Source organism: Streptomyces sp. NBC_00513 (assembly GCF_041431415.1).
Taxonomy (GTDB): Bacteria; Actinomycetota; Actinomycetes; order Streptomycetales; family Streptomycetaceae; genus Streptomyces.
Map to the genome: position 1 here is coordinate 6,659,675 of NZ_CP107845.1, position 19,584 is coordinate 6,679,258.

The 19,584-nt window shown below is 73.1% G+C and carries 21 protein-coding genes; 5 read left to right on the forward strand and 16 right to left on the reverse strand.

Translation table 11 applies throughout. The annotated features are described in order from the left end of the window. Window positions 1-47 precede the first annotated feature (47 nt). Genes OHA84_RS30305 through OHA84_RS30315 form a run of 3 tightly spaced genes read right to left on the reverse strand, consistent with a single transcriptional unit; the run spans window position 48 to window position 2,034 of the window. Window positions 48-704: a bifunctional 2-polyprenyl-6-hydroxyphenol methylase/3-demethylubiquinol 3-O-methyltransferase UbiG gene (locus OHA84_RS30305; protein ID WP_053676162.1), complete on the reverse strand. Its 657-nt coding sequence runs from the start codon at window positions 702-704 to the stop codon at window positions 48-50. Next, complete coding sequence (locus OHA84_RS30310) at window positions 701-1,321, reverse strand: DUF2064 domain-containing protein (RefSeq protein WP_266968805.1); 621 nt, start codon at window positions 1,319-1,321, stop codon at window positions 701-703. The genes OHA84_RS30305 and OHA84_RS30310 overlap by 4 nt, the downstream gene beginning before the upstream one ends. Next, window positions 1,318-2,034 (reverse strand): glycosyltransferase family 2 protein, encoded by a 717-nt coding sequence (locus tag OHA84_RS30315; protein ID WP_053676164.1) that lies wholly within the window; start codon window positions 2,032-2,034, stop codon window positions 1,318-1,320. Before OHA84_RS30315 ends, OHA84_RS30310 begins: the two co-directional genes overlap by 4 nt. Window positions 2,035-2,157: 123 nt before the next feature. Between OHA84_RS30315 and OHA84_RS30320 the strand changes: the two genes are divergently transcribed. After that, on the forward strand, window positions 2,158-3,021 hold the full coding sequence (locus tag OHA84_RS30320; protein WP_266952337.1) for a response regulator transcription factor: 864 nt from the start codon (window positions 2,158-2,160) through the stop codon (window positions 3,019-3,021). Beyond that, window positions 3,014-4,123, forward strand: a complete 1,110-nt coding sequence (locus OHA84_RS30325) for a sensor histidine kinase KdpD (RefSeq protein ID WP_266968802.1) — start codon at window positions 3,014-3,016, stop codon at window positions 4,121-4,123. The genes OHA84_RS30320 and OHA84_RS30325 overlap by 8 nt, the downstream gene beginning before the upstream one ends. Window positions 4,124-4,205: 82 nt before the next feature. Here the strand turns inward: OHA84_RS30325 and OHA84_RS30330 are convergent, their stop codons facing one another. Next, complete coding sequence (locus OHA84_RS30330) at window positions 4,206-4,583, reverse strand: VOC family protein (protein ID WP_266952339.1); 378 nt, start codon at window positions 4,581-4,583, stop codon at window positions 4,206-4,208. 152 nt (window positions 4,584-4,735) lie between these two features. On the opposite strand from OHA84_RS30330, the gene OHA84_RS30335 reads away from it, so the two are divergent. Both OHA84_RS30335 and OHA84_RS30340 read left to right on the forward strand, forming a co-directional pair. Then, the gene (locus OHA84_RS30335; RefSeq protein WP_266952340.1) at window positions 4,736-5,050 is read left to right on the forward strand and encodes a GNAT family N-acetyltransferase; all 315 of its coding nucleotides are present in this window, start codon (window positions 4,736-4,738) and stop codon (window positions 5,048-5,050) included. 399 nt (window positions 5,051-5,449) lie between these two features. Beyond that, window positions 5,450-5,953, forward strand: a complete 504-nt coding sequence (locus OHA84_RS30340) for a universal stress protein (RefSeq protein WP_371591612.1) — start codon at window positions 5,450-5,452, stop codon at window positions 5,951-5,953. 133 nt (window positions 5,954-6,086) lie between these two features. Here the strand turns inward: OHA84_RS30340 and OHA84_RS30345 are convergent, their stop codons facing one another. The 9 genes from OHA84_RS30345 to OHA84_RS30385 all read right to left on the reverse strand — a co-directional run bounded on the left by OHA84_RS30345 (window position 6,087) and on the right by OHA84_RS30385 (window position 13,724). Next, on the reverse strand, window positions 6,087-6,437 hold the full coding sequence (locus OHA84_RS30345; protein WP_266952342.1) for a hypothetical protein: 351 nt from the start codon (window positions 6,435-6,437) through the stop codon (window positions 6,087-6,089). Between the two features lie 347 nt (window positions 6,438-6,784). Beyond that, window positions 6,785-7,615 (reverse strand): ammonia-dependent NAD(+) synthetase, encoded by an 831-nt coding sequence (gene nadE / locus OHA84_RS30350; RefSeq protein WP_323178928.1) that lies wholly within the window; start codon window positions 7,613-7,615, stop codon window positions 6,785-6,787. Between the two features lie 42 nt (window positions 7,616-7,657). Next, on the reverse strand, window positions 7,658-8,032 hold the full coding sequence (locus OHA84_RS30355; protein WP_266952343.1) for a hypothetical protein: 375 nt from the start codon (window positions 8,030-8,032) through the stop codon (window positions 7,658-7,660). A gap of 409 nt (window positions 8,033-8,441) precedes the next feature. After that, window positions 8,442-8,975 carry an ATP-binding protein gene (locus tag OHA84_RS30360; RefSeq protein ID WP_266952344.1) on the reverse strand — a complete coding sequence of 178 codons (534 nt, stop codon included), beginning with the start codon at window positions 8,973-8,975 and terminating at the stop codon, window positions 8,442-8,444. A 105-nt stretch (window positions 8,976-9,080) separates the two neighbouring features. Continuing rightward, entirely contained in the window at window positions 9,081-9,461 is a 381-nt protein-coding gene (locus tag OHA84_RS30365; protein ID WP_266968797.1) for an STAS domain-containing protein, read from the reverse strand. Between the two features lie 73 nt (window positions 9,462-9,534). Further along, window positions 9,535-9,990, reverse strand: coding sequence for a response regulator (locus tag OHA84_RS30370; RefSeq protein ID WP_266968795.1), 456 nt, complete (start codon window positions 9,988-9,990; stop codon window positions 9,535-9,537). Then, window positions 9,987-11,705: an ATP-binding protein gene (locus OHA84_RS30375; RefSeq protein WP_266968793.1), complete on the reverse strand. Its 1,719-nt coding sequence runs from the start codon at window positions 11,703-11,705 to the stop codon at window positions 9,987-9,989. The genes OHA84_RS30370 and OHA84_RS30375 overlap by 4 nt, the downstream gene beginning before the upstream one ends. Then, the gene (locus OHA84_RS30380) at window positions 11,687-12,979 is read right to left on the reverse strand and encodes a PP2C family protein-serine/threonine phosphatase (RefSeq protein ID WP_266968791.1); all 1,293 of its coding nucleotides are present in this window, start codon (window positions 12,977-12,979) and stop codon (window positions 11,687-11,689) included. Before OHA84_RS30380 ends, OHA84_RS30375 begins: the two co-directional genes overlap by 19 nt. 163 nt (window positions 12,980-13,142) lie before the next feature. Next, window positions 13,143-13,724, reverse strand: coding sequence for a MarR family winged helix-turn-helix transcriptional regulator (locus tag OHA84_RS30385; RefSeq protein WP_078998734.1), 582 nt, complete (start codon window positions 13,722-13,724; stop codon window positions 13,143-13,145). Between the two features lie 222 nt (window positions 13,725-13,946). On the opposite strand from OHA84_RS30385, the gene OHA84_RS30390 reads away from it, so the two are divergent. Then, the gene (locus OHA84_RS30390) at window positions 13,947-15,113 is read left to right on the forward strand and encodes a PP2C family protein-serine/threonine phosphatase (RefSeq protein WP_266968789.1); all 1,167 of its coding nucleotides are present in this window, start codon (window positions 13,947-13,949) and stop codon (window positions 15,111-15,113) included. Between the two features lie 76 nt (window positions 15,114-15,189). Here the strand turns inward: OHA84_RS30390 and OHA84_RS30395 are convergent, their stop codons facing one another. From OHA84_RS30395 to OHA84_RS30405, 3 genes are read right to left on the reverse strand one after another with little or no spacing between them, the layout of a single operon-like run. Next, window positions 15,190-16,530: an acetyl-CoA carboxylase biotin carboxylase subunit family protein gene (locus OHA84_RS30395; protein ID WP_266968787.1), complete on the reverse strand. Its 1,341-nt coding sequence runs from the start codon at window positions 16,528-16,530 to the stop codon at window positions 15,190-15,192. Continuing rightward, on the reverse strand, window positions 16,527-17,750 hold the full coding sequence (locus tag OHA84_RS30400) for an argininosuccinate synthase-related protein (RefSeq protein WP_266952354.1): 1,224 nt from the start codon (window positions 17,748-17,750) through the stop codon (window positions 16,527-16,529). Before OHA84_RS30400 ends, OHA84_RS30395 begins: the two co-directional genes overlap by 4 nt. After that, window positions 17,747-19,555 carry a non-ribosomal peptide synthetase gene (locus tag OHA84_RS30405; protein WP_371591493.1) on the reverse strand — a complete coding sequence of 603 codons (1,809 nt, stop codon included), beginning with the start codon at window positions 19,553-19,555 and terminating at the stop codon, window positions 17,747-17,749. Before OHA84_RS30405 ends, OHA84_RS30400 begins: the two co-directional genes overlap by 4 nt. Window positions 19,556-19,584 lie beyond the last annotated feature (29 nt).

The window sequence follows — 19,584 nt, forward strand, 5'->3', positions numbered from 1 at the left end:
GGCCGCAAGAACGTTCCGGCCGGAGGGCGGCTGTCCGGTGGGTGCGGTCAGCGGCCCAGGTGCACGAAGTGCCGGCCCGCCGACTGCCAGGTGCCCGCCGGGCTCCAGCCCGCACCCTCCGCCGCCGCGCACAGGGCGCGGGTACCGAGCCTGGCCCACCGGAAGGGCGCCCCCCGCCCGCCGTGTCCGTCGTCGACGTGGACCTCGACGCGTTCGTCCACGTCGGCGCCGACCACCTCGACGAACAGGGCCCCGTCGGGAGCCGTGAGTTCGGCCGCGCGACGCAACAGGGCCGAGGGGTCGCCGCCGATCCCGATGTTGCCGTCGATGAGCAGCACCGCCCCCCAGCGACCCTCGCGTGGCAGCGGGTCGAACACCGACCGGCACAGGGCGCTGCCGCCCGCCCGCACGGTGCGCTCCACGGCGGCCGGCGTGACGTCCACGCCGAGCGCCGTGTGACCCCTGCGGGCGAGGGCGGCGACCAGCCGGCCCGGCCCGCAGCCCACGTCGAGGACGGGGCCCCGGCAGCGGTCCAGGACGCTGTCGTCGGCGATGTCCGGTTCCGCGCACCAGCGTTCGACGTCGAGGGGCAGCAGCCAACCGTCACCGCGCCGCAGGAACAGGGGACCCTGGCCGGCGCGCAGCGCCTCGGCGTACGGGTCGGCCTGCCAGGTGCGGGCGGGTTCCAGGAGACGAACGGTCATCGCGTCACCGCGCACAGGCCGGCGTGCAGGGCCGCGAACCGGGTGGTCGGCGCGGCTGCCGCCACGCGCGCCGCGTCCTGCGGGGTGTCCACGTCACACAACTCGGGCAGGTCCCGCACGGTCAGTCCCGCGGCGATCAGCCGCCGCCGCTGCACCGCGCCGGTGTCCGGTACGGACATCGGGACGCCGCACAACAGGTCCGGGTCCGGATCCGCGAGCCCCAGGGCCCAGAAACCACCGTCGTCCGCCGGCCCGAACCAGGCGTCCGTGTCCGTGAAATCGAGGCCCTGCCGGAGCAGCTCCGGGGTGACCTGAGGGGTGTCCATCCCGATGAGCAGGGCCGGTCCGCCCGCCAGGTCGAAAGCCGCGGCGAGGCGGACGTCGAGGGTCCCCGCGCACTGCGGCCGGACATCGATGCCGTCCGGCAGCCAGGGGCCGGCCTCCCCGTCCAGGACCAGGATCCGCCGTCGGGCCGGGGTGGCGAGGACGGCGGCCAGGGTGTCGCGGAGCGCGGCGCATGCCAACTCGGCGGCCTGATCGGGGGTGAAGCGCGAGGTCAGACGGGTCTTCACCCGCCCGGCGACGGGCGCTTTGGCGATGACGAGGAGAGTACTCACGCGACGACCCCCTCACCCGGTGCGCAGCGGGCGCCGGGGGCCTCGCCCAGGACCCGCCGCATGTCGCGCACGGCCTGCCAGGTGCCCCGCCAGGTCCCGGTGACCTTGGACTTCCCCGAGCGGGGCAGGTAGGGGACGTCCGTCTCGCTCACCCGCCACCCCGCGTCGGCGGCCCGTACGACCATCTGGAGCGGGTACCCGCTGCGGCGGTCGGTCAGGGCCAGATCGAGCAGGGCCTCGCGGCGCGCGACCCGCATCGGCCCCAGGTCGTGCAGCCGCAGGCCGGTGCGGCGGCGCAGCATCCGGGCCAGCGCGAGATTGCCGGCCCTGGCGTGGACCGGCCACGCACCGCGGCCGCTCGGTCGGCGCCGGCCGAGCAGCAGGTCCGTCTCGCCGGCGACGATCCGGGCCGCCATGGGGGCGAGCAGCCCGGGATCGAGGGAGCCGTCGCAGTCGCAGAAGCAGACCAGGTCGGCACGCGCGGCCAACAGTCCGGCGTGGCAGGCGGCCCCGAACCCGCGTCGGGGCTCGTGGACGACCGTGGCGCCGAGGGCGCGGGCGATGTCGGGGGAGCCGTCGGTGGAACCGTTGTCGACGACGATGGCCCGCCAGCCGGCGGGCACACGGGCCAGCACCCAGGGCAGGGCCTCCGCCTCGTCGAGACACGGCAGTACGAGGTCCGCGCGGGGCGGTGCACAGGCAGATTCAGTCACCCTCCACACCGTAGGAACCGGACAGCCCGGAAAGGCGATTCAAGACCTTACGAAACGCGGACGCCGTGCCGCGTACGGACCTCCGAGGACCCCGGCCGCGGCCCGCGGTGTCACCCTTGAGGCATGGCATCGAGCATCGAGCGGCATCCGGACACGGGCCCGCACACCGAGCGGGAACCCGCGCCCGCCGAGACCCCCGGCCTCGTCCTGGTCGTGGACGACGACCCGACCGTCTCGGAGGTGGTGGCCGGCTACCTGGAACGGGCCGGATACCGCGTCGAGCGGGCAGCCGACGGCCCGGCCGCGCTGCGCGCCGCTCAGGAGCACCGACCCGACCTGGTCGTCCTCGACCTGATGCTCCCCGGCATGGACGGACTCGAGGTCTGCCGTCGACTGCGCGCCCACCGGGACGGGACCCCGCCCGTCCCGGTGGTCATGCTCACCGCGCGCGGAGACGAGGACGACCGGATCCTGGGCCTGGAGGTCGGCGCCGACGACTACGTCACGAAGCCCTTCAGCCCGCGCGAGCTCGTCCTGCGCGTACGGTCGGTCCTGCGCAGGGCGGCCTCGACCACCGCCCCGAACACCGGACCCGTGCTCGCCGCGGCCGGTATCGCCATGGATCCGGCCGCCCGCCGAGTCACCAAGAACGGCGCCGAACTGGGCCTCACCCTCAGGGAGTTCGACCTGCTCGCCTACTTCCTCGGACACCAGGGGCAGGTCTGCGACCGGGAGCGGCTGATGCGCGAGGTCTGGGGATGGGACTTCGGCGACCTGTCCACGGTCACCGTCCACGTCCGCCGACTGCGCGGCAAGATCGAGGACGACCCGGCGAATCCGACACTGATCAAGACCGTGTGGGGCGCCGGATACCGCTTCGAAACGGGCCCGGACACCGCCCGGGACGCGGCGGGTGCGGCGGGTGCCTCGGGCGCCTCGGGTGTGTCGGGTGCCGTGGGTGTCCGGACGGAGGACGGCCATGCGTGACCTGCTGCTCATCGCCCTGTACGCGCTCCTCGGCGCGGGCGCCGCCGGACTCCTCGGAGCGGTGGCCCTGCGGATACTGCGCCGGCGCAGCATCGCCGTCTCCCTCGCGGTCGTGGCGGCCGTCGCGGTCTCGGCGATGCTCGCCGGCACGCTCACGGTGGCGTGGGCGATGTTCCTGTCCTCCCACGACCTGGCCGTGGTGACCACCGTCGTCGCGATGGCCGCCGCCGTGTCCCTCGTCACCGCCCTGCTGCTGGGCCGTCAGGTGGTGCTGCGCTGTCGGGAACTCGTGCGCGCGGCCGGCGAGTTCGGAGAGGTGGGCACCTTCACGGCCCCCACCGTGCCCGCCCCCGCCGAACTCACCGCACTGAGCCGGGAACTGGACCGGACCGGTGCGCGCCTCGCCGCCTCCCGCGAACGGGAACGCGCCCTGGAGACCTCACGGCGCGAACTCGTGGCCTGGATCTCGCACGACCTGCGCACCCCCCTCGCCGGCCTGCGCGCGATGTCGGAGGCACTGGAGGACGGCCTCGTGGCCGATCCGTCCCGCTACCACCGGCAGATGCGCGCCGAGGTGGAACGCCTCAACTCGATGGTCACGGACCTGTTCGAGCTGTCCCGCATCCACGCGGGCGCCCTCAGCCTCAGCCCCACCCGACTGTCCGTCTACGACCTGGTGGGCGACGCGCTGGCGGGCGCCGACGCCCTCGCCCGCCGGCACGGAGTTCACCTGGCCGGCGAGGACGTGGCCCCGCTGCCGGTGGAGGTCGACGGCAAGGAGATGACCCGGGTGCTGTCCAACCTGCTGGTGAACGCCATCCGGCACACCCCGGCCGACGGCACGGTCGCGATTGCCGCCGAACGCCGCGCCGGCGCGGTGGTGGTATCGGTCACCGACGCCTGTGGTGGCATCCCGGAGGAGGACCTCCCGCGCGTCTTCGACACCGGGTGGCGCGGCGCCCCGGCCCGCACCCCTCCGTCGGGGGCGGGGCTGGGCCTCGCGATCGTCCGGGGCATCGTCGAGGCCCACGCGGGACAGGCCGACGTCCACAACGTGCCCGGCGGCTGCCGCTTCGAACTGACCCTTCCGGCCCCGGTGTAGGTCCTCCCGTCCGCCTCCCGCGGAAGGCCGAGGTCCGCGCCCCGGGCCTCCCCGATGTCAACGGCGTGCCCGGCGGGTCCCGTCAGTCCCGGACGAGACAGAACGGGTGTCCCGCCGGATCGGCGAAGACGCGCCAACTCCGTCTCCCGTCTCCCTCGTCCAGCAGCGCGGCGCCCCGATCGAGCACCTCCCGCTGGGCCTGGTCCAGGTTCGTGACCCCCAGGTCGAGGTGGAACTGCTGAGGGCGGGCAGGGTCCGGCCACCGGGGCGGCTGATGGTCCTCCACCCGTTGGAAGGCGAGCACGAACCCACCGTCGGCATGGAGCGTGGCCCAGCCCTCGTCGGTCGACCACCGCGGATCCGGCTGGTTCACCACGCCGCCGAGGAGCGACTGGTAGAACCGGGACAACTCGACGACATCGGCACAGTCCAACACCACACACTGCAGCTTGGCGATCATGAGGAGCAGACTCTCACGACGCCTGATCACGATCCCCGCGACCGGAGCACCGGCAGTGGCGTCGGTACGACGTGGGCGGGCGTCGGCCGGATGCGCGGACAGTGGATCATCTGACGGGACAGCCGCATGATCACCGCGCAGGACGAAGCAGCATGGAACCACGAGTGGTGGACCGCCCCGAGAAGTCCCGGTACGAGATCCTCGCCGGAGCCGACGGGACCGAGACGGCCGGCTTCGCCGAGTACTTCCTCTCGGAGGGCGAGATCGCCTTCATCCACACCGAGACGGAGCCCCGCTTCGCCGGTCAGGGCCTGGGCGGCCTGCTCGCCCGCGGCGCCCTCGACGACGTCCGGGCCCGCAAGCTGGACGTCCTGCCGTACTGCCCCTTCATCCGGGGGTGGATCGGCAAGCACCCCGAGTACACGGACCTCGTTCCCGAGGGGCGCCGGGCACAGTTCGGTCTCTGAGCGGCCGCCCGCCACCTGTCGCGCGGCGGCTCGGGTGGCGGGGTGTCGGGTCTCGGGCGCACATGTGGAGTACGGGTCGCGACGCCGGCCGGGCATCGGCGCCCGAATCGCGGGCCGCCGGCCCCGGCGACCCGGCCGTGTTCGCTCCGCGTCGGTCCCGCGTCGGTCCCGCGTTCGCTCCGCGGCGGCCCCGCAGTCGCCCCACATCGGCCGCGTGAGGTGAGTGATCGGGCGGGCGTGGCCCGCGATCGGCGGCGGTCCCGGTGCGAGGGGCGCGTCAAGAAGTCCGGGTCCCGCGTTCGGAAACCGTCAGGGAGCCCGCCGGGCGCCCCGTCGTGGCCGTTCCATGGAGCGCGTCGGACCACGTGAAAGGGCGGGACTGTGCGAGGACGCGTCGTGGTGGGGACCAGCGGATCCCTCGGGAGCATGACCGCGCTGCACCGGGCGGCGACGGAGGCCCGGGTACGGGATGCGGAGCTGTGGGTCGTACTGGCCTGGCAACCGCCCGGCGGCGGGCCGGCCGCGCGCTGCTCCGGGGGTCCGTCGGTGCTCGACGGCTGCCGGTCCGCTGCGGTCGAGCGTCTGCGGGAGACCCTCGACCGCGCGTTCGGGGCGCGCCCGCCGGGGGTCACCCTGGCCGGACTGGCCGCGCGCGGAACGCCCGGCGCCGCACTGGTGGACGCGGTGGCGGATCCGGGGGACCTGCTCGTCGTCGGTACCGGCAGCCGGGCTCCGGTGCTCCGCGCACTGCGGCCCTCGGTGGCCCGGTACTGCCTGGCACACGCGTCCTGCCCGGTCCTGGTGGTGCCGCCCGGCCCGCTCCGGGCCGACCTGGAGTCCGTACGCCGGCGGCGCAGGTGGCGGATGCCGATGGACGCCCGCGAGCTGACGGGGTGCCCGTGACCCCGGCCCCGCGCCCGTGACCCGGGCCCCGCGAGGGAACGGCCCACCCCACCACGGCCCACCCCACCACGGCCCCGGCCCGCCGGCGCGAAGGTGCGCGGGCGGGCCGGGTGGGGCGGTCAGGCCGTTCGGGTCAGTGGATGACGCTGAAACTGCGCCAGGGGAGGGTGTGGGGAGCCGTCACGTTCGACAGGGTGGTCGCCACGTAGATCCCGTCGGCCCGATCGGTCTTCTCGCAGTTGGGCGTCCGGTACAGGACGATGTCGACGAGGGTGTTGTTCTCGACGTGGGTGGCGCCCCTGGGGATGGCGATCTTGTGGCAGCCCTTGACCGGGGTGTTCGAGTAGCTCAACACGACCGGCGACTCGTGGCCGCGGAAAGAGAGCATGCCGACGGTGCTCCGGCCCAGGCCCGAGCAGGCGGTGGCGGTCAGCAACAGTGCTGCGGCCCCGGTGATGACGCCGATACGCCGACTGTGGGACATGGCGCGGTCCTCGTCTGTGCGGTGATGGGGTCCTTGCGCACAGCCTGCCCCGGCGGGCGGCGGACGGCATCCGCTGTTCCGCCGGCCGGATGAACCCGAAGCCGCCGGCCCCGACGGGCCCTTCCGGCGCCGTACCCGCCCCGCGCCCGGTCCGGCACCGCCGGGGCCTCCCACCGGCCCCGACGACGAGCCCCCGACGACGAGCCCTGACCGCGACCCGCGACGACCGCCCCCCGACGACGGCCCCCCGGCCTCGACGACGGCCCCCGGCCCCGGGGTGGTCCCCGGCCCCGAGCCGGGCGGCCACGCCCACCGCTTTCACCGACCCGTCGCCCGGGGCCGGAGAATCAGGGGGCCACGGGCAGTTGGCGCTTGTGGTCGGTCAGTCGGTAGCGCCCGACGATGGTGGCGAAGGTCGGCTCGTCCACCGGCTTGCCCTCCAGGAAGTCGTCGATGTCGTCGTAGGTGACACCGAGGGCGTCCTCGTCGGCCTTGCCCGGGTCGAGGGTCTCCAGGTCGGCCGTCGGGGTCTTCCACACCAGCTCGGCGGGCGCGCCCAGCGCGTCCGCGACGGCGCGCACCCGGCGCTTGGTCAGCCCCGTCAGCGGCACCAGGTCCGCGGCGCCGTCACCGAACTTGGTGAAGAACCCCGACACGGCCTCCGCGGCGTGGTCGGTGCCGACGACCAGACCGTCGTGCGCCCCGGCCACCGTGTACTGGGCGATCATGCGCTGCCGAGCCTTGATGTTGCCGTGCACGAAGTCCTGGTGACGGGCGTCGCGGAAGTCCACGCCGGCGGCCAGCGAGGCCTCCAGGGCCGCGTCGCTCGCGGGCTTGATGTCCACGGTCAGTATGTGGTCGGCCTGGATGAAGGAGAGCGCGAGCCGGGCGTCGTGCTCGTCGGCCTGCACCCCGTAGGGCAGCCGCATGGCGTGGAACCGCGCCTCGTGTCCGGCCGCCCGGGCCCGCTCCACGGCGAGCTGGCACAGCCGGCCGGCGGTGGTCGAGTCCACGCCGCCGCTGATGCCGAGCACGAGGGAACGCAGACCGGTGGAGGTCAGCCGCTCGGCGAGGAAGGCGACCCGACGCTCGATCTCCCGCTCGGCATCGAATGTCTCGGCGACCTGCAGGTCCCGGGCGATCTCCTGCTGCAGGGCGATGGACGCCGGCTCGCTCACGTCTGCTCCTTGATGCTGTTCGCGATGTGCTGTCGCGTCACCCTACCCAGGACGTCCGGGCAGGTCTTCGGCGTGGTCCCGGTCGCTCCACGGCCCTCGGCGCCGCACGCGCCGGGCCGTGACGTCCAGTACGTGGACGCAACGCAACAGTCTGGCCCGGGCGCGGGGGGCGTCCGCGGCCGGAACGACGATCTCGCAGCGCGCGGGAGCCTCGTCGGACGCCCGGAAGGTCAGCTCGGTGACACACAGGCTGTTCAGCACGGTCACGATGCGGGAGAGGGCGTGCCCGCCGTCCCGGAGCGTGACGGTCAGCGCGTACGAGTCCTCCTCCGCGTCCTGCGGGGCGGGCGGCACGGCGCGGGAAGCGGACCGGCGTGCGGCGATGTCGAGGGCGGGGAGGGTGTCGCTGACGGTCATGGGGCGGGCTCCTGTCCTGGGAGGCGGAACGGGCCGAGGGCGACTCGGGCGCGCACCGGCCACGAGCGGCGGTCGGGGCCTGGTCGAGGTCGGCGGTCGAGGTCGGAGGGCGGGTCGGCAGGCGGGGCGGCGGGCGGGCGGGTCGGCGGGCGGGGCGGAAAACAAAAAGACCCCTCGCGGATGCGAGAGGTCTGCGTGCGGGCGGTGGGACCGAGGGCGAATCGCTCGGTCAGTCCGGGGCCCGCACGCCGGCGCCAATAATCAGCTGGTGCGGCATGGCGGGGAGTCTGCCACGAGAATCCCGCCCCGCGGCGTCGCATCTCAGCATGCGGATGGACACGCCTGCCTGAGTCTGAACACACGCCCGCCTGAGACCGGTCGTGAACGTTCGGGACCGCCCGGCGACCGATCAGGACGCGGCGTCACTCCCGCGCGACACACGGTCGCGGTCGCGGCTGGGGCCCGGGTCCACGTCGAGCCTGGGGTCCAGGTCCAGGCGGGGGTCGAGGTTCCCGGTCCGGTCGGTCGCCACGGGGTGCGCGGCCAGCGGTACGAGCACCGTGATGCGCTTGCCGCCCGCCGGCAGCAGGGTGACGGTCACACTGTGCGAGAGGCGCTGGATCAGGGGCCAGCCGAAGCCGCCGGCGAGGAACGTGCCGGCCTGGCGGGGCAGGGTGACGGGACGGTCACCGCTGGGGTCGCTGATGCTCAGGCGCAGACCGTTCTCCGACACCGAGGCGCTGAATCCGGTGATCCCGCCACCGTGCCGGATGGCGTTCGTCGCCAGTTCCGACGTCACCAGGAGCGCGTCGGTCAGGACGTCGTCCCCGTCCGGGCCGACACCGACGAGTCCCGCGGAGCCCAGCAGGAACCGCACGCGGTCCCGCGCCTCCATGGCGGTGTGCGGAACGGGCTGCGCCGGTCCGTTCACGTCGTATCGCACGTTCACCTCCTCATCGGTCACGTCAGACGCGGACGCTACTCGACTGCCCTGTAGCCGCGCCGGCAATCGCGGCGGCAAACACCAGTGCCCTCCCCGGCCCGTGGATCACGGTCGACGACGCTGGGACGGCACGGTCATGATCATGGCCTCGGCCAGCGTGGGGGCCGCGGCGAAGACCTGGGAGGCACCCGTGATGTCGAGGAGCCGGCCCAGGCGGGGCGGTACCACCCCGGCCAGGATCACGGGGCGGTCCAGGGCCGGCTGGAGCATGACGCTCAGCGTCGTCGAGTCCGCGAAGGTGACCCCCGCGACGTCCAGGACGTACCGGGCGACGCCGGCGGCCTCGGGGTCCAGGGCGCCGCGCAGCTCGTCCACGTTGTCCATGTCGAACTCGCCCGCCATCACGACGATGCGGACGTCGCCCTCGGAACGCGTCTCGACGCGGCACCGCACGTCATCGCCACCCGGGAACGTGTGAGCGTCCATGTGCTCCATCTTTCTCTCTCTCCGATGTCGGTTGATCCGGTCCGACCGGTCGCACCCGGTCGCGGTGCTCGAATCAGACGGACCGCGGCAGTTTCACCACGGTGACGAAGAAGTCGTCGATCTGCTGGATGGCCCGGATGAACTGGTCGAGGTCCACCGGCTTGGTCACGTAGGCGTTGGCGTGCAGCTTGTAGCTGCGCAGGATGTCCTCCTCCGCCGCCGACGTGGTGAGGACGACCACCGGGATGTGACTCAGCTCGGGGTCGTTCTTGATCTGTTCGAGGACCTGCCGACCGTCGTACTTGGGAAGGTTCAGGTCGAGGAGGATCAGGTCGGGGCGCGGGGCGTTCGTGTGGTCGCCCCTGCGGTACAGGAAGTCCAGGGCCTCCAGGCCGTCCCGGACGACGTGCAGAGTGTTGCCGATCTTGTTGTCCTCGAAGGCCTCGCGGGTCATGAGCTCGTCACCCGCGTCGTCCTCGACGAGCAGGACTTCCGCCGGCTGGCTCTGCGGCCTGGGGAGGGGGCTCATGCGGTGCTTCCTTCGATGGTCGGTACGGTCGCGTTCGCGTTCACGGAGGCGGAATCGGATCCCGCCACGCCGGATCCTGCCACGGAGCCGGATCCTGCCACGGACCCGTCGTCGGTGAGTACGGGCAGGGTGAAGACCATCCGCGTTCCGCCGGTATGGGCGGTGTCGATCCAGATGCGACCGCCCGAGTGCTCGACGATCTTCTTGCAGAGCGACAGGCCGATCCCCGTGCCACCGTAGGATTCCCGGCCGTGCAGGCGCTGGAAGATGACGAACACCTTGTCGGCGAACTCGGCCGGGATCCCGATTCCGTTGTCCGTGACGGTGAAGGTGTGGAAGCCGGGTTCGGCCCCGGTCCCTTCCTCGTCGTCGCGCAGGGCGATCTCGACGCGCGCGGGGCGGTCGGGGGAGCGGAACTTCACGGCGTTGGCGACGAGGTTCTGCCAGAGCATGGTGAGCAGGGTGGGGTCGCCCGACACCGCGGGCAGGCGCTCCGGCCGCACGATCTCGGCCCCGCTCTCCTCGACGGCGGTGGCGAGGTTGCGCAGGGCGCGGTCGACGGTGCCGTCCAGGGCGACGGTCTCCCGCGCGTCCTGGACCCGGCCCACCCGGGAGAACGTGAGCAGGTCGTTGATCAGGACCTGCATGCGCTTGGCGCCGTCGACGGCGAAGCCGATGTACTGGCTGCCCCGCTCGTCGAGCCGGTCCCCGTACCGCTTCTCCAGGAGCTGGCAGAACGAGGCGACCTTGCGCAGCGGTTCCTGGAGGTCGTGCGAGGCGACGTACGCGAACTGTTCCAGCTCGGCGTTGGAGCGGCGCAGTTCCACCGCCTGGGCGTCGAGGTCCGCGGCGGTCCGCTTCAGCTCCTCCGCGTTGCGGCGGGAGGCCTTCAGCTCGGCGACGGTCCTGCGGCGCATGGCCTCCACCGCGCGGGCGAGCGAGCGCAGGTCGGAGGGTCCCGTCTCGGGGATCTCCTCCTCGAACGCGCCCGCGGCCACCCTCCGGGACGCGGCCCGGACCTCGGCCAGCGGCCGGACGACGCTCATCTGCAGGAGCACGGCGAGGCAGAGGCCGGTCACGAGGAAGGCCACGACGATCGCCAACAGGACGTGGTCGCGTTCGGAGCGGGCCTGCGCGAAGGTGGCGCGGGCGTCGCCCTGCAGGGTGTCGAGTCGGGTCTGCTGGGTCTTGACGCGCCCGCGGACCTCGTCGAAGCGGTCCTTGCCCAATTGGACCGACGGCCCGGCCGTCCCGGCCTTCGCCGACGCGAGGCTCGGCGAGGCGAAGGAGTCCTGCCAGGTGCGCGCGGCCTGCTCGACGGCCGCCAGGTCGGTCCGGGCGGTGCTCTCGTCGTCGAGCAGCGTCTCCAGCCTCCGGGACGAGGCGCGCTCGTTCTCCAGGCCGCGCTCGTAAGGCTCCAGCAGCTTCGGGTCGCGCGTCAGCAGGTAGCCGCGGACCCCGGTCTCCTGGTCCAGCAGGGCGGACTCCAGGCGCAGGGCCTCCCGCTGGGCCGGCGCGATCCGGTCGACGAGCCGGTCACCGGCCGCCGTCGTGTTCGACAGCAGGGCGGCGCCGACCACGGCCGTGACGACGACCATCACCCCGAGCAGGGCCAGCACGGACATGAACCACGCGCGCAGGCTCAGCCCGGTACGGCCGGTACGGGGGGTCGGGGGGGCTGTCGGGTCCGGGGCACTCACAAGGAGGTGTTCCATTCGAGGTGGAGTACGGCGACGTCGTCGGCCAGCCCGCCGCTGTCCGCGGCGAGGGTCTGGGCGGTGTGGATCAGGGTGTCGACGAAGGCGTCGGCGGGCAGGTCGTTGTGGCGGCGGGCGATGTCCAGCAGCCCGTCCTCGTCGAGGCGGTCCGAGCCGGAGCCGATCCTGCCCTCGATCAGGCCGTCGGTGAAGAGCATCACGGCCCCCGTGTTCTCGACGGGAACCTGGACGACGGGCCACCGGGTGTCCCAGTCGGGCACGATGCCCAGGGCGGGGCCGCCGGGCACCTCTTCCAGGCGCACGCCCGCCGAGGAGCGCACCAGGAAGCCGGGGTGTCCGGCCCGCTGCACGCTGATGTGCGGCGAGCCCGCCGGCCGGGTGACCGCGATGAGCGTGGCGAAGATCTCGGGCCCGGAACGCTCGGCGACCAGGATCTTCTCCAGCAGTTCCAGAAGGTCCTGACCGCGGGCGCCGGCCATCACGAACGCCCGCCACGCCACACGCAGGCACACGCCGAGCGCCGCCTCGTCCGGGCCGTGCCCCGAGACGTCACCGACGACGGCGTGCGTCGCCCCGTCCGGTGTCTGGACGACGTCGTAGAAGTCACCGCCGAGGAGTGCCTGGGCCCGACCGGGCTGGTACCGGGCACAGACCGCGACGGTGTCGTCCAGCAGGAGCGGCGTCGGCAGCAGACCGCGTTCCAGTCGGGAGTTCTCCTCCGCGCGCAGCCTGCTCGCCTGGAGGGAGGCCGCCGCGAGCTCCGTGTGCTTGCGCTGGATCGCGTAACGGATGGCGCGCATGAAGACGTCCGGCTCCAGGCGGCCCTTGACCAGGTAGTCCTGCGCCCCGGCCGTGACGGCGGCGAGACCCGCCTGCTCCTCCGAGAGACCGGTGAGGACGACCACGGCGGCCTCGGCGGCGTTGGCCAGCACCTTGTTGAGGGCGTCGAGGCCGTGGGCGTCGGGCAGGTGCAGGTCGAGCAGGACGCACTGCGGCGCCTCGCCCTTCAGCCGGGGCAGGGCCTCGGCCAGGGAGCCCGCGCGACCCAGTCGCACGTCGACGCCGCTGTCCGCGACCAGCTCCTCGACGAGGAGGGCGTCACCCTCGTCGTCCTCGATGAGCAGGACACGCGGCGGAAGACCGCTCCACAGTGCGCGGGAGCGGTCCTCGTCGATCGACGTGGCCTGCCGAGGCGGGCTCACCACTGCGCGCGACAGCGGTGGCGGGTTGTCGGCAGGGTGCGAGGACCCCACGCCGAGAGCGCTCCCCATGGCGTTGCTTTTCCCCTCTCGCCACACAGCGCGCAGGCCCGACGGGCGCCTGGTGCGTCCGGAGCGAGACTAGAGCGATCATTTGCCATCGGGCAATATTTTAACTGGTCAATCATCAGGGTTTGACCAGTTGCCGGGATCCGTCGCGCTCGCCCCGAGCACGTCAGGCCGTGTCGGACAGCCGGGTGGTCCGCAACGGTCCGACACCGGCGCCCCTGGCGGTCGACTCCCGGGCCGCGGCCCCGTGCGGGGCCACCGTCGCCTCGGGGCCCGCCGCCCGCGCCCCCGCGGCGAAGAGGTCCGCGGCCGCCTGACGCAACCCCGTCAGGCCCACGACCAGCGCCTCGATCGCGGCCGGCTCCATCAGGTCGAGCACGGCGGACAACTCCCGCAGCCGGATCGCCCGGTACTCGTCCAGCAGCGCCCGGCCCTGCCGGGTCGGGTACAGCTCGACCTCGCGCCCGCTGGTCCGGCTGCGCGAGCGGGTCAGCAACCCCATGGCCTCCATGCGGTCGCACAGACGCGTCACCGACGGCGGTCGGGAACCGAGCATCGCGCCCAGGGTGCGCAGGTTGATGCCCTCGGACTGCTCCACGACGAGCAGCGCGCGCAACTGCGAGGGAGATATCGCGGGAGTCGTGGCGTCCTGGCCGCGCGCCAGCAGCACTTCGAGGAGCTCCGCGACCGCACCGGTCGTCACGGAAGGGTGTGCTTCCGTGCCGGGGTGATCGTCGAGAGGAGGCATGAGGCCCACTCTGCCACCGTCGCGCCCCCGATGTCGCTTCCGCCCGGTGCCGCCCGACACGGTCGAAGATCGGCGCGCCACGCCCGCCCGGCCCGGAACCCGGCGCCCCGGGCGGGGTTGGCGGCGCACCGGTACGTCCGGGCCCGCGACCCGTGTGACACTCCTCTACCGGATGCACACATCGCGTCCACACCCACGAAGAGGAGAGGCAGGCCGCACCCCGTGCCCCCAAGTGATTCGGTGGAGCGCATCCTGCGCGCCGCGGCACCCCACGAGCTGCTCGACGAGATCCGCGCGCTGCTGGTCGCACGCCACGGAGCGCTGTCCGTCGAGCTGCTGTTGGCCGACTACTCCATGACCCGGTTGCAGCCCTTGACCACGCCGCCGCACGGCGCCGAGCCGGTGTCGGTGTACTCCACGGCCCCCGGCCGGGCCTTCGGCGCCCAGGAGCCGTACCTCGTGGACGGCGGCGAGCGGGTCATCGTCCACCTGCCGGTGAGCGTGCGCGGCGACCGGCTCGGAGTGCTGAGCGTCACGTTGCCCGAGGGTGCCGGTACGCCCGAGGACAGGGACGAGCTGGGGCTCGTGGCCGACGCGCTCGCCCACGAGCTCCTCGTGGCCGAACGGGACACCGACCTCTTCCGTCAGGCACGGCGCACCGACCGGCTGACCCTCGCCGCCGAGATGCAGTGGCAGTTGCTCCCGGGCCGCTCCTGCGCCCGTCCCGAGTACAGCCTCGGCGCGCAGCTGGAGCCCGCCTACGCCATCTACGGCGACAGCTTCGACTGGTCGACCTCGGCCGATCACCTGTTCATCGGCGTGAACAACGGCATGGGCGACGGGATCGACGCCGCGCTGCTGACGAACCTGGCGGTCAACGCCGTGCGCAACGCGCGCCGCGCCGGGCTCGGCCTGGTCGACCAGGCCTCCCTCGCGGACCAGGCCGTCTACGGGCAGTACCGCGGTGAGCGGCATCTGGCGATGCTGCTGCTCGACTTCCACCTGGACACGGGGCGTGTCGAGATCGTCGACGCGGGGTCGCCGAAGGTCTGGCGGTTGCGCGACGGGAACGTCGAGACCGTCGAGCTGGAGGCACAGCTGCCCCTCGGGATGTTCGAGGACAGCGTCTACACCTGCCAGGACTTCCGGGTCGAGCCGGGAGACCGGCTCATCTTCGCGAGCGACGGGGTTTACGACGTGGCCTCGCCGGCCGGTGAGAGCTACAGCATGCGCGCACTCGCCCGGGCCGTCACCAGCACCCGTCTCCTGCCGCCCTCCCAGGTTCCGGGGGCGATCCTGGAGCACCTCGCGGGCCACCGGGGCGCCGGCGTCGAGTCCACCGACGACGCCACGGTGCTGTGCCTGGACTGGGTGGGCCGCCCGGCGTAAGGCGCCTGATCGTCGGGGGGCCGCCCGCGCGAAGGGGCGGCCCCCCGATCGTCCGAGCCGGGGCGGGCCGGCCGACTCAGCCGGCCGGGTCCGTCCGACTCAGCCGTGCCGGCCGCTGCCGGCCCTCGACCTCGGACCAGAAGGCGCCCATGCGGTCCTGGACGGCCTTGAGGGTGATCCGGAGCTCGGCGAACCCGGGGGCCGAACCGTAGACCGTCCCCAGCATCCACTCCGTCCCCGCCCGCCAGTCGGCCCGCCATCCCGGGTCGACGGCGACGTCCACCAGATCGACGCCGGGAATGTCGTAGAGGTCGTCGAGGAGCTCTACCCCGCCCGGGACGCAGGCGTCCGACGGCGGGGACACGAGGTACTGGAAGGCGACCCTGCGGTCGGGTCCGTCGAGCCCGAGCACCGGCTCGGGCGGGTCGAAGGCGCCCAGCGCCGCCTCGACGGCGTGGGCCAGCAGGTCGACCCCCGACGAACGCTTCATGATGTCGGAGATGCCGCCGCCGATGCGTCCGTTGACCTCGATCACCCGGGGGCCCTCCGGCGTGAACTTGATCTCCGTGTGGGTCACCCCCTCACGGACGCCCAGCGCCCGCAACGCCCGCCGCTCCAGCCGGACCACCTGCTCGACGAGGTCCTCGGGGAGTTCGGCCGGAACGAACAGACCGGTCTCCCGGAAGGGGTACGCCGTCGGCAACTTGCCCGTGACGCCCGCCGTCCTGGTGTCGCCCTCCCTGGTCACCGACTCGACCGAGACGTAGTCGCCCCAGAAGTCCCCCACCGCCGAGGGATCGCCGACCAGGTACTCCTCCAGTACGTACGCGCGGGGCTCCGCCACCCCTTCGGTGAACTCCTCGTACCGTGCCGCGAGTTCCTCCGCACTGTCCACCCGACAGGTGTCCGTGCTGCTGCACCCGGCCCGCGGTTTGATGACCGCCGGCAGCCCAGTCGCCGCCAGCGCCGGGGCGAGGTCCCCGGCGGAGCGGATCAGCCGGCACGCCGTGCTCTGGACCCCGGCCGACGCCAGGGCCTCGCGCTGGCGGAACTTGTCCACCAACACGTCCGCGGTGTACGGCTCGTGGAACGGCAGGCCGCAGGCCTTCGCCACCACCGCCGTCGCCCGCAGCGACGAATCGCTGAACGTCACCACCCCGTCGGGCTCCAACCCGACGACGAGCGCGCACAGTTGCCCCTCGGTCAACCCGTGGGTGTCCACCACCCGCGTGCTCCTCGACACCGGGGCCAGGTCCGCGGCGACCAGGGGATCGCCCAGGTCGCCGAGGAACACCACCGTGCAACGCCCCCGCGCCGTGTCCAGGATTCCCAGCGGGGTGGCCGCCCCGCGCCCGTAGACGACGGCCAACACGGGCAGGTCCCGCGCCGCGCCCCCGCGGCCGTCGGCGCGCGTCACGTGCGGTACGCCCTTTCGAGGTCCGGTTCGCGAGCCGGACCGAAGGAACCCCGCTCGGCGGCGACGGAGGAGTGTTCCCACGCCTCGCGGTCCCGGAGGTAGAGCGGCTCCTCGGCGACGATGGCCCGCGTCACGGCCGTCCCCGCCCCGAGCCGCCAACGGACCGTGCCGGTGACGCTCTGCGAGCAGACGTCCACGAAGGCCTGGCTCGCCCGCCGCAGACCGTCGAACCAACGGCCCTCCAGCGCCTCGCGCACCCAGATCTGCTCCTGGTGCATCTTCTCCCTGATGGTCTCCGCGGGCAGCGTCGCCGTCTCCAGGTGACGGTGGGAACGCAGCAGCAGGGTCGCCGCCGGCATCTCCCTCACCTCCAGGACCTTCTGTCCCGCGGCCAGGTGTTCCAGCCCGGAGTAGCGACCGATTCCGTGGGCGCCGACCCTTCGGTTGAGCGTCTCGACGAGCTCCGTCAGCGGCAGGGCGCGACCGTCCACCGAGACGGGCCGGCCACGGTCGAAACCGATCTCGATCTCCTCCGGTCCCGTACCGGGCCGGGGAACGCTCCACCGGTACAGCTCCTCCGGCACGGCGTGGTCCTCGGGGTCGTCGAGGATCCCCGACTCGAACTCCCGACACCACAGGTTGGAATCGCCGCTGACCAGTCGCTCGTTCAACTGGTCGAGCCCGGCCTCCTTCAACTCGTGCATCTTGCGACCCCGGTCGACGGGGGTCAGATCGTACGGGCTGCCGTGGCGCCCGGCGAACCCGAGCAGGTCCAGGGCCCCGTTGAGCCGGCGCAGGGTGTTCTGCGAGCGGTTCGCGGTGTGCAGCACCGTACCGGCGCCGAGTTCGCGCGCCGTGTCCACGGCTATCTCGGCGATCAGCGGCCGGCTCAGGGAGCTACTGATCGGGTGGGTGTCGAGGTACACCGCGTGCGCGGCTATCGCGGGGCGGACGTACTCCTCCGCGAACCTCTCGCGGGCGTCCACCAGGTGCAGCCGGATGCCGAGTTGGTCGGCCATCGCCTGCTTGTGCGCGCTGCTCTCGTCCTCGCCGAGGTCGACGCTGAGCGCGTGGACGTCCCGCACGCCCGCCCGCACCAGCCGCAGCAGCAGGTAGGTGCTGTCCAGGCCCCCACTGAAGAGGGTGACCACGGGGGAGGACAGGTCCGGCGCGTGGAGGCGGAGGTCGTCGAACGAGCGGATCGGGGTCCGGGGTCTCACTGTTCCTCCTCGTGCCGCTCGGCGAGGGCGGCGCTGAACTCCGCGACGGTGGGCTCGTCGAACACCAGGTGCATCGGCACCTCGAAGCCGAGCAGTTTCTCCAACTTCCGGGTCACACGGATCACCTTGAAGGAGTCCCCGCCGATGTCGAAGAAGTCGTCGTGCAGGCCGATCGCCGGCAGGCCGAGCACCTCGCACCAGACGTCGGCGACGAGCTTCTCCACTTCGCCCGCCTCCCCGGCGGGCGTCTCCAGCGCGGTGGTGGCGGGCAGCGCCGTGAGGGCCCGCTCCGCCAGCAGGGTCCGGTCGAGCTTGCCGTTGGCGGTCAGCGGCAGCTCCGGCAGCACGGTGAGGGCGGCGGGAACCATGTACCCCGGGAGCGCGGAACGCAGTGCCGCGTGGACGGCGGCGGTCATGGCCCGCGGGTCGGTGCCCGGCTCGACGACCAGGAAGCCGACCAGGCGCGCCTCGCCGCCGGACCCGCACGCGACCGCGGCCGCCTGGCGGACCCCGGGGACGCGCAGGGCGGCGGCCTCGATCTCACCGAGCTCGATGCGGTAGCCCCGCACCTTCACCTGGAGGTCCACCCGGCCGAGGAACTCCAGCCCGCCCACCGGGTGGCTCCGCACGAGGTCCCCGGAACGGTAGAGCAGGTCCCCGGGATCGCCGAGGTGGTCCGGGACGAACCGCTCGGCCGTCAGCTCGGGCCGGTCGAGGTAGCCCAGGGCGAGACCGGCGCCCCCTATGTACAGCTCGCCCGGCTCCCCGTCGGCCACCGGACGGCCGTCCTCGTCGAGGATCCGCAGTGTGGTGTCCTCGATGGCCGGGCCGATGTACACGGTGTCCAACTCCGTGTCCCGGGGCGGGACCCACGCCGTGCAGTAGATCGTGCACTCGCTCGGCCCGTACAGGTTGGTGAGCGGCGCGGTGGACCGCGCGTGGAAGCGGCGGACCAGCTCGGGGCCGAGCGGCTCCCCGCCTGTCAGGACCCGGCGCAGCCCGTCGAAACGCTCCTGCGGGCCGCGGGCCAGCAGGAACAGGTCGAGCAGGGAGACCACGCAGTAGAAGGTGGTGATGTCCGCCTCGCGGATCATCCGCGCGAGGTAGTCGGCGTCGCGTTGGCGCCCCGGAGCGGCGATCACGATCGTGGCACCGGTGATCAGTGGCCAGTACACCTCGATGAGGAACATGTCGAAGCTGCACGCGGTGTGGTGCAGCATCCGGTCGTCCTCGCCCAGCCCGTGGGCGCGCTGGAGCGCCTTCAGGCGACTGGCGACCGCCCGGTGCGGGATGAGCGACGCCTTGGGGCGGCCGGTGGAGCCGGAGGTGTAGATGGCCACCGCGGGCTGCTCGGCCAGGTCGGCGGCCGGTTCGAACGCGCCGACCGGCGCCTCGGCCGCGCACTCCTCGACCGTCACCACCTCGACGTCGAGCCCGGCGGGGAGCCGGGACCGGAGGGCCTCGGTGGTGATCAGCAGCCGGGGCCGGCAGTCGGCCAACATGTCGAGGGTGCGTTCCACCGGGTCGTTCGCGTCGAACGCCACCTGGGCGGCGCCGGCGAGGACCACACCGCTCACGCCCGTCACGAACTCCGCGGAGCGCTCCACGTAGACCGCCACCCGGTCTCCGGGACGCGCCCCCCGCCGCCGCAGCAGCGAGGCGACCCGCAGGCAGCGGTCCCGGAGTTCGCCCGCGGTGATCTCCCGGTCGCCGTCGACGACGGCGATCCGCTCGGGGGCGTCGTCCCACCGTCTCAACAGCAGGGTGTCGAGCCGGTCGTCGGCCGGTTCGAGAAGGGTGGCCATCACGCGTGTTCCCATCGGTGTGTGGTGTG

What these genes read in the sequence shown, in the direction of transcription:
- OHA84_RS30305 (WP_053676162.1), bottom strand. Translation starts at nt 704, where the DNA reads ATGACCGTTCGTCTCCTGGAACCCGCCCGCACCTGGCAGGCCGACCCG.
- OHA84_RS30320 (WP_266952337.1), top strand. Translation starts at nt 2,158, where the DNA reads ATGGCATCGAGCATCGAGCGGCATCCGGACACGGGCCCGCACACCGAG.
- OHA84_RS30325 (WP_266968802.1), top strand. Translation starts at nt 3,014, where the DNA reads ATGCGTGACCTGCTGCTCATCGCCCTGTACGCGCTCCTCGGCGCGGGC.
- OHA84_RS30330 (WP_266952339.1), bottom strand. Translation starts at nt 4,583, where the DNA reads ATGATCGCCAAGCTGCAGTGTGTGGTGTTGGACTGTGCCGATGTCGTC.
- OHA84_RS30335 (WP_266952340.1), top strand. Translation starts at nt 4,736, where the DNA reads ATGGAACCACGAGTGGTGGACCGCCCCGAGAAGTCCCGGTACGAGATC.
- OHA84_RS30345 (WP_266952342.1), bottom strand. Translation starts at nt 6,437, where the DNA reads ATGTCCCACAGTCGGCGTATCGGCGTCATCACCGGGGCCGCAGCACTG.
- OHA84_RS30355 (WP_266952343.1), bottom strand. Translation starts at nt 8,032, where the DNA reads ATGACCGTCAGCGACACCCTCCCCGCCCTCGACATCGCCGCACGCCGG.
- OHA84_RS30365 (WP_266968797.1), bottom strand. Translation starts at nt 9,461, where the DNA reads ATGGACGCTCACACGTTCCCGGGTGGCGATGACGTGCGGTGCCGCGTC.
- OHA84_RS30370 (WP_266968795.1), bottom strand. Translation starts at nt 9,990, where the DNA reads ATGAGCCCCCTCCCCAGGCCGCAGAGCCAGCCGGCGGAAGTCCTGCTC.
- OHA84_RS30375 (WP_266968793.1), bottom strand. Translation starts at nt 11,705, where the DNA reads ATGGAACACCTCCTTGTGAGTGCCCCGGACCCGACAGCCCCCCCGACC.
- OHA84_RS30380 (WP_266968791.1), bottom strand. Translation starts at nt 12,979, where the DNA reads ATGGGGAGCGCTCTCGGCGTGGGGTCCTCGCACCCTGCCGACAACCCG.
- OHA84_RS30385 (WP_078998734.1), bottom strand. Translation starts at nt 13,724, where the DNA reads ATGCCTCCTCTCGACGATCACCCCGGCACGGAAGCACACCCTTCCGTG.
- OHA84_RS30405 (WP_371591493.1), bottom strand. Translation starts at nt 19,555, where the DNA reads ATGGCCACCCTTCTCGAACCGGCCGACGACCGGCTCGACACCCTGCTG.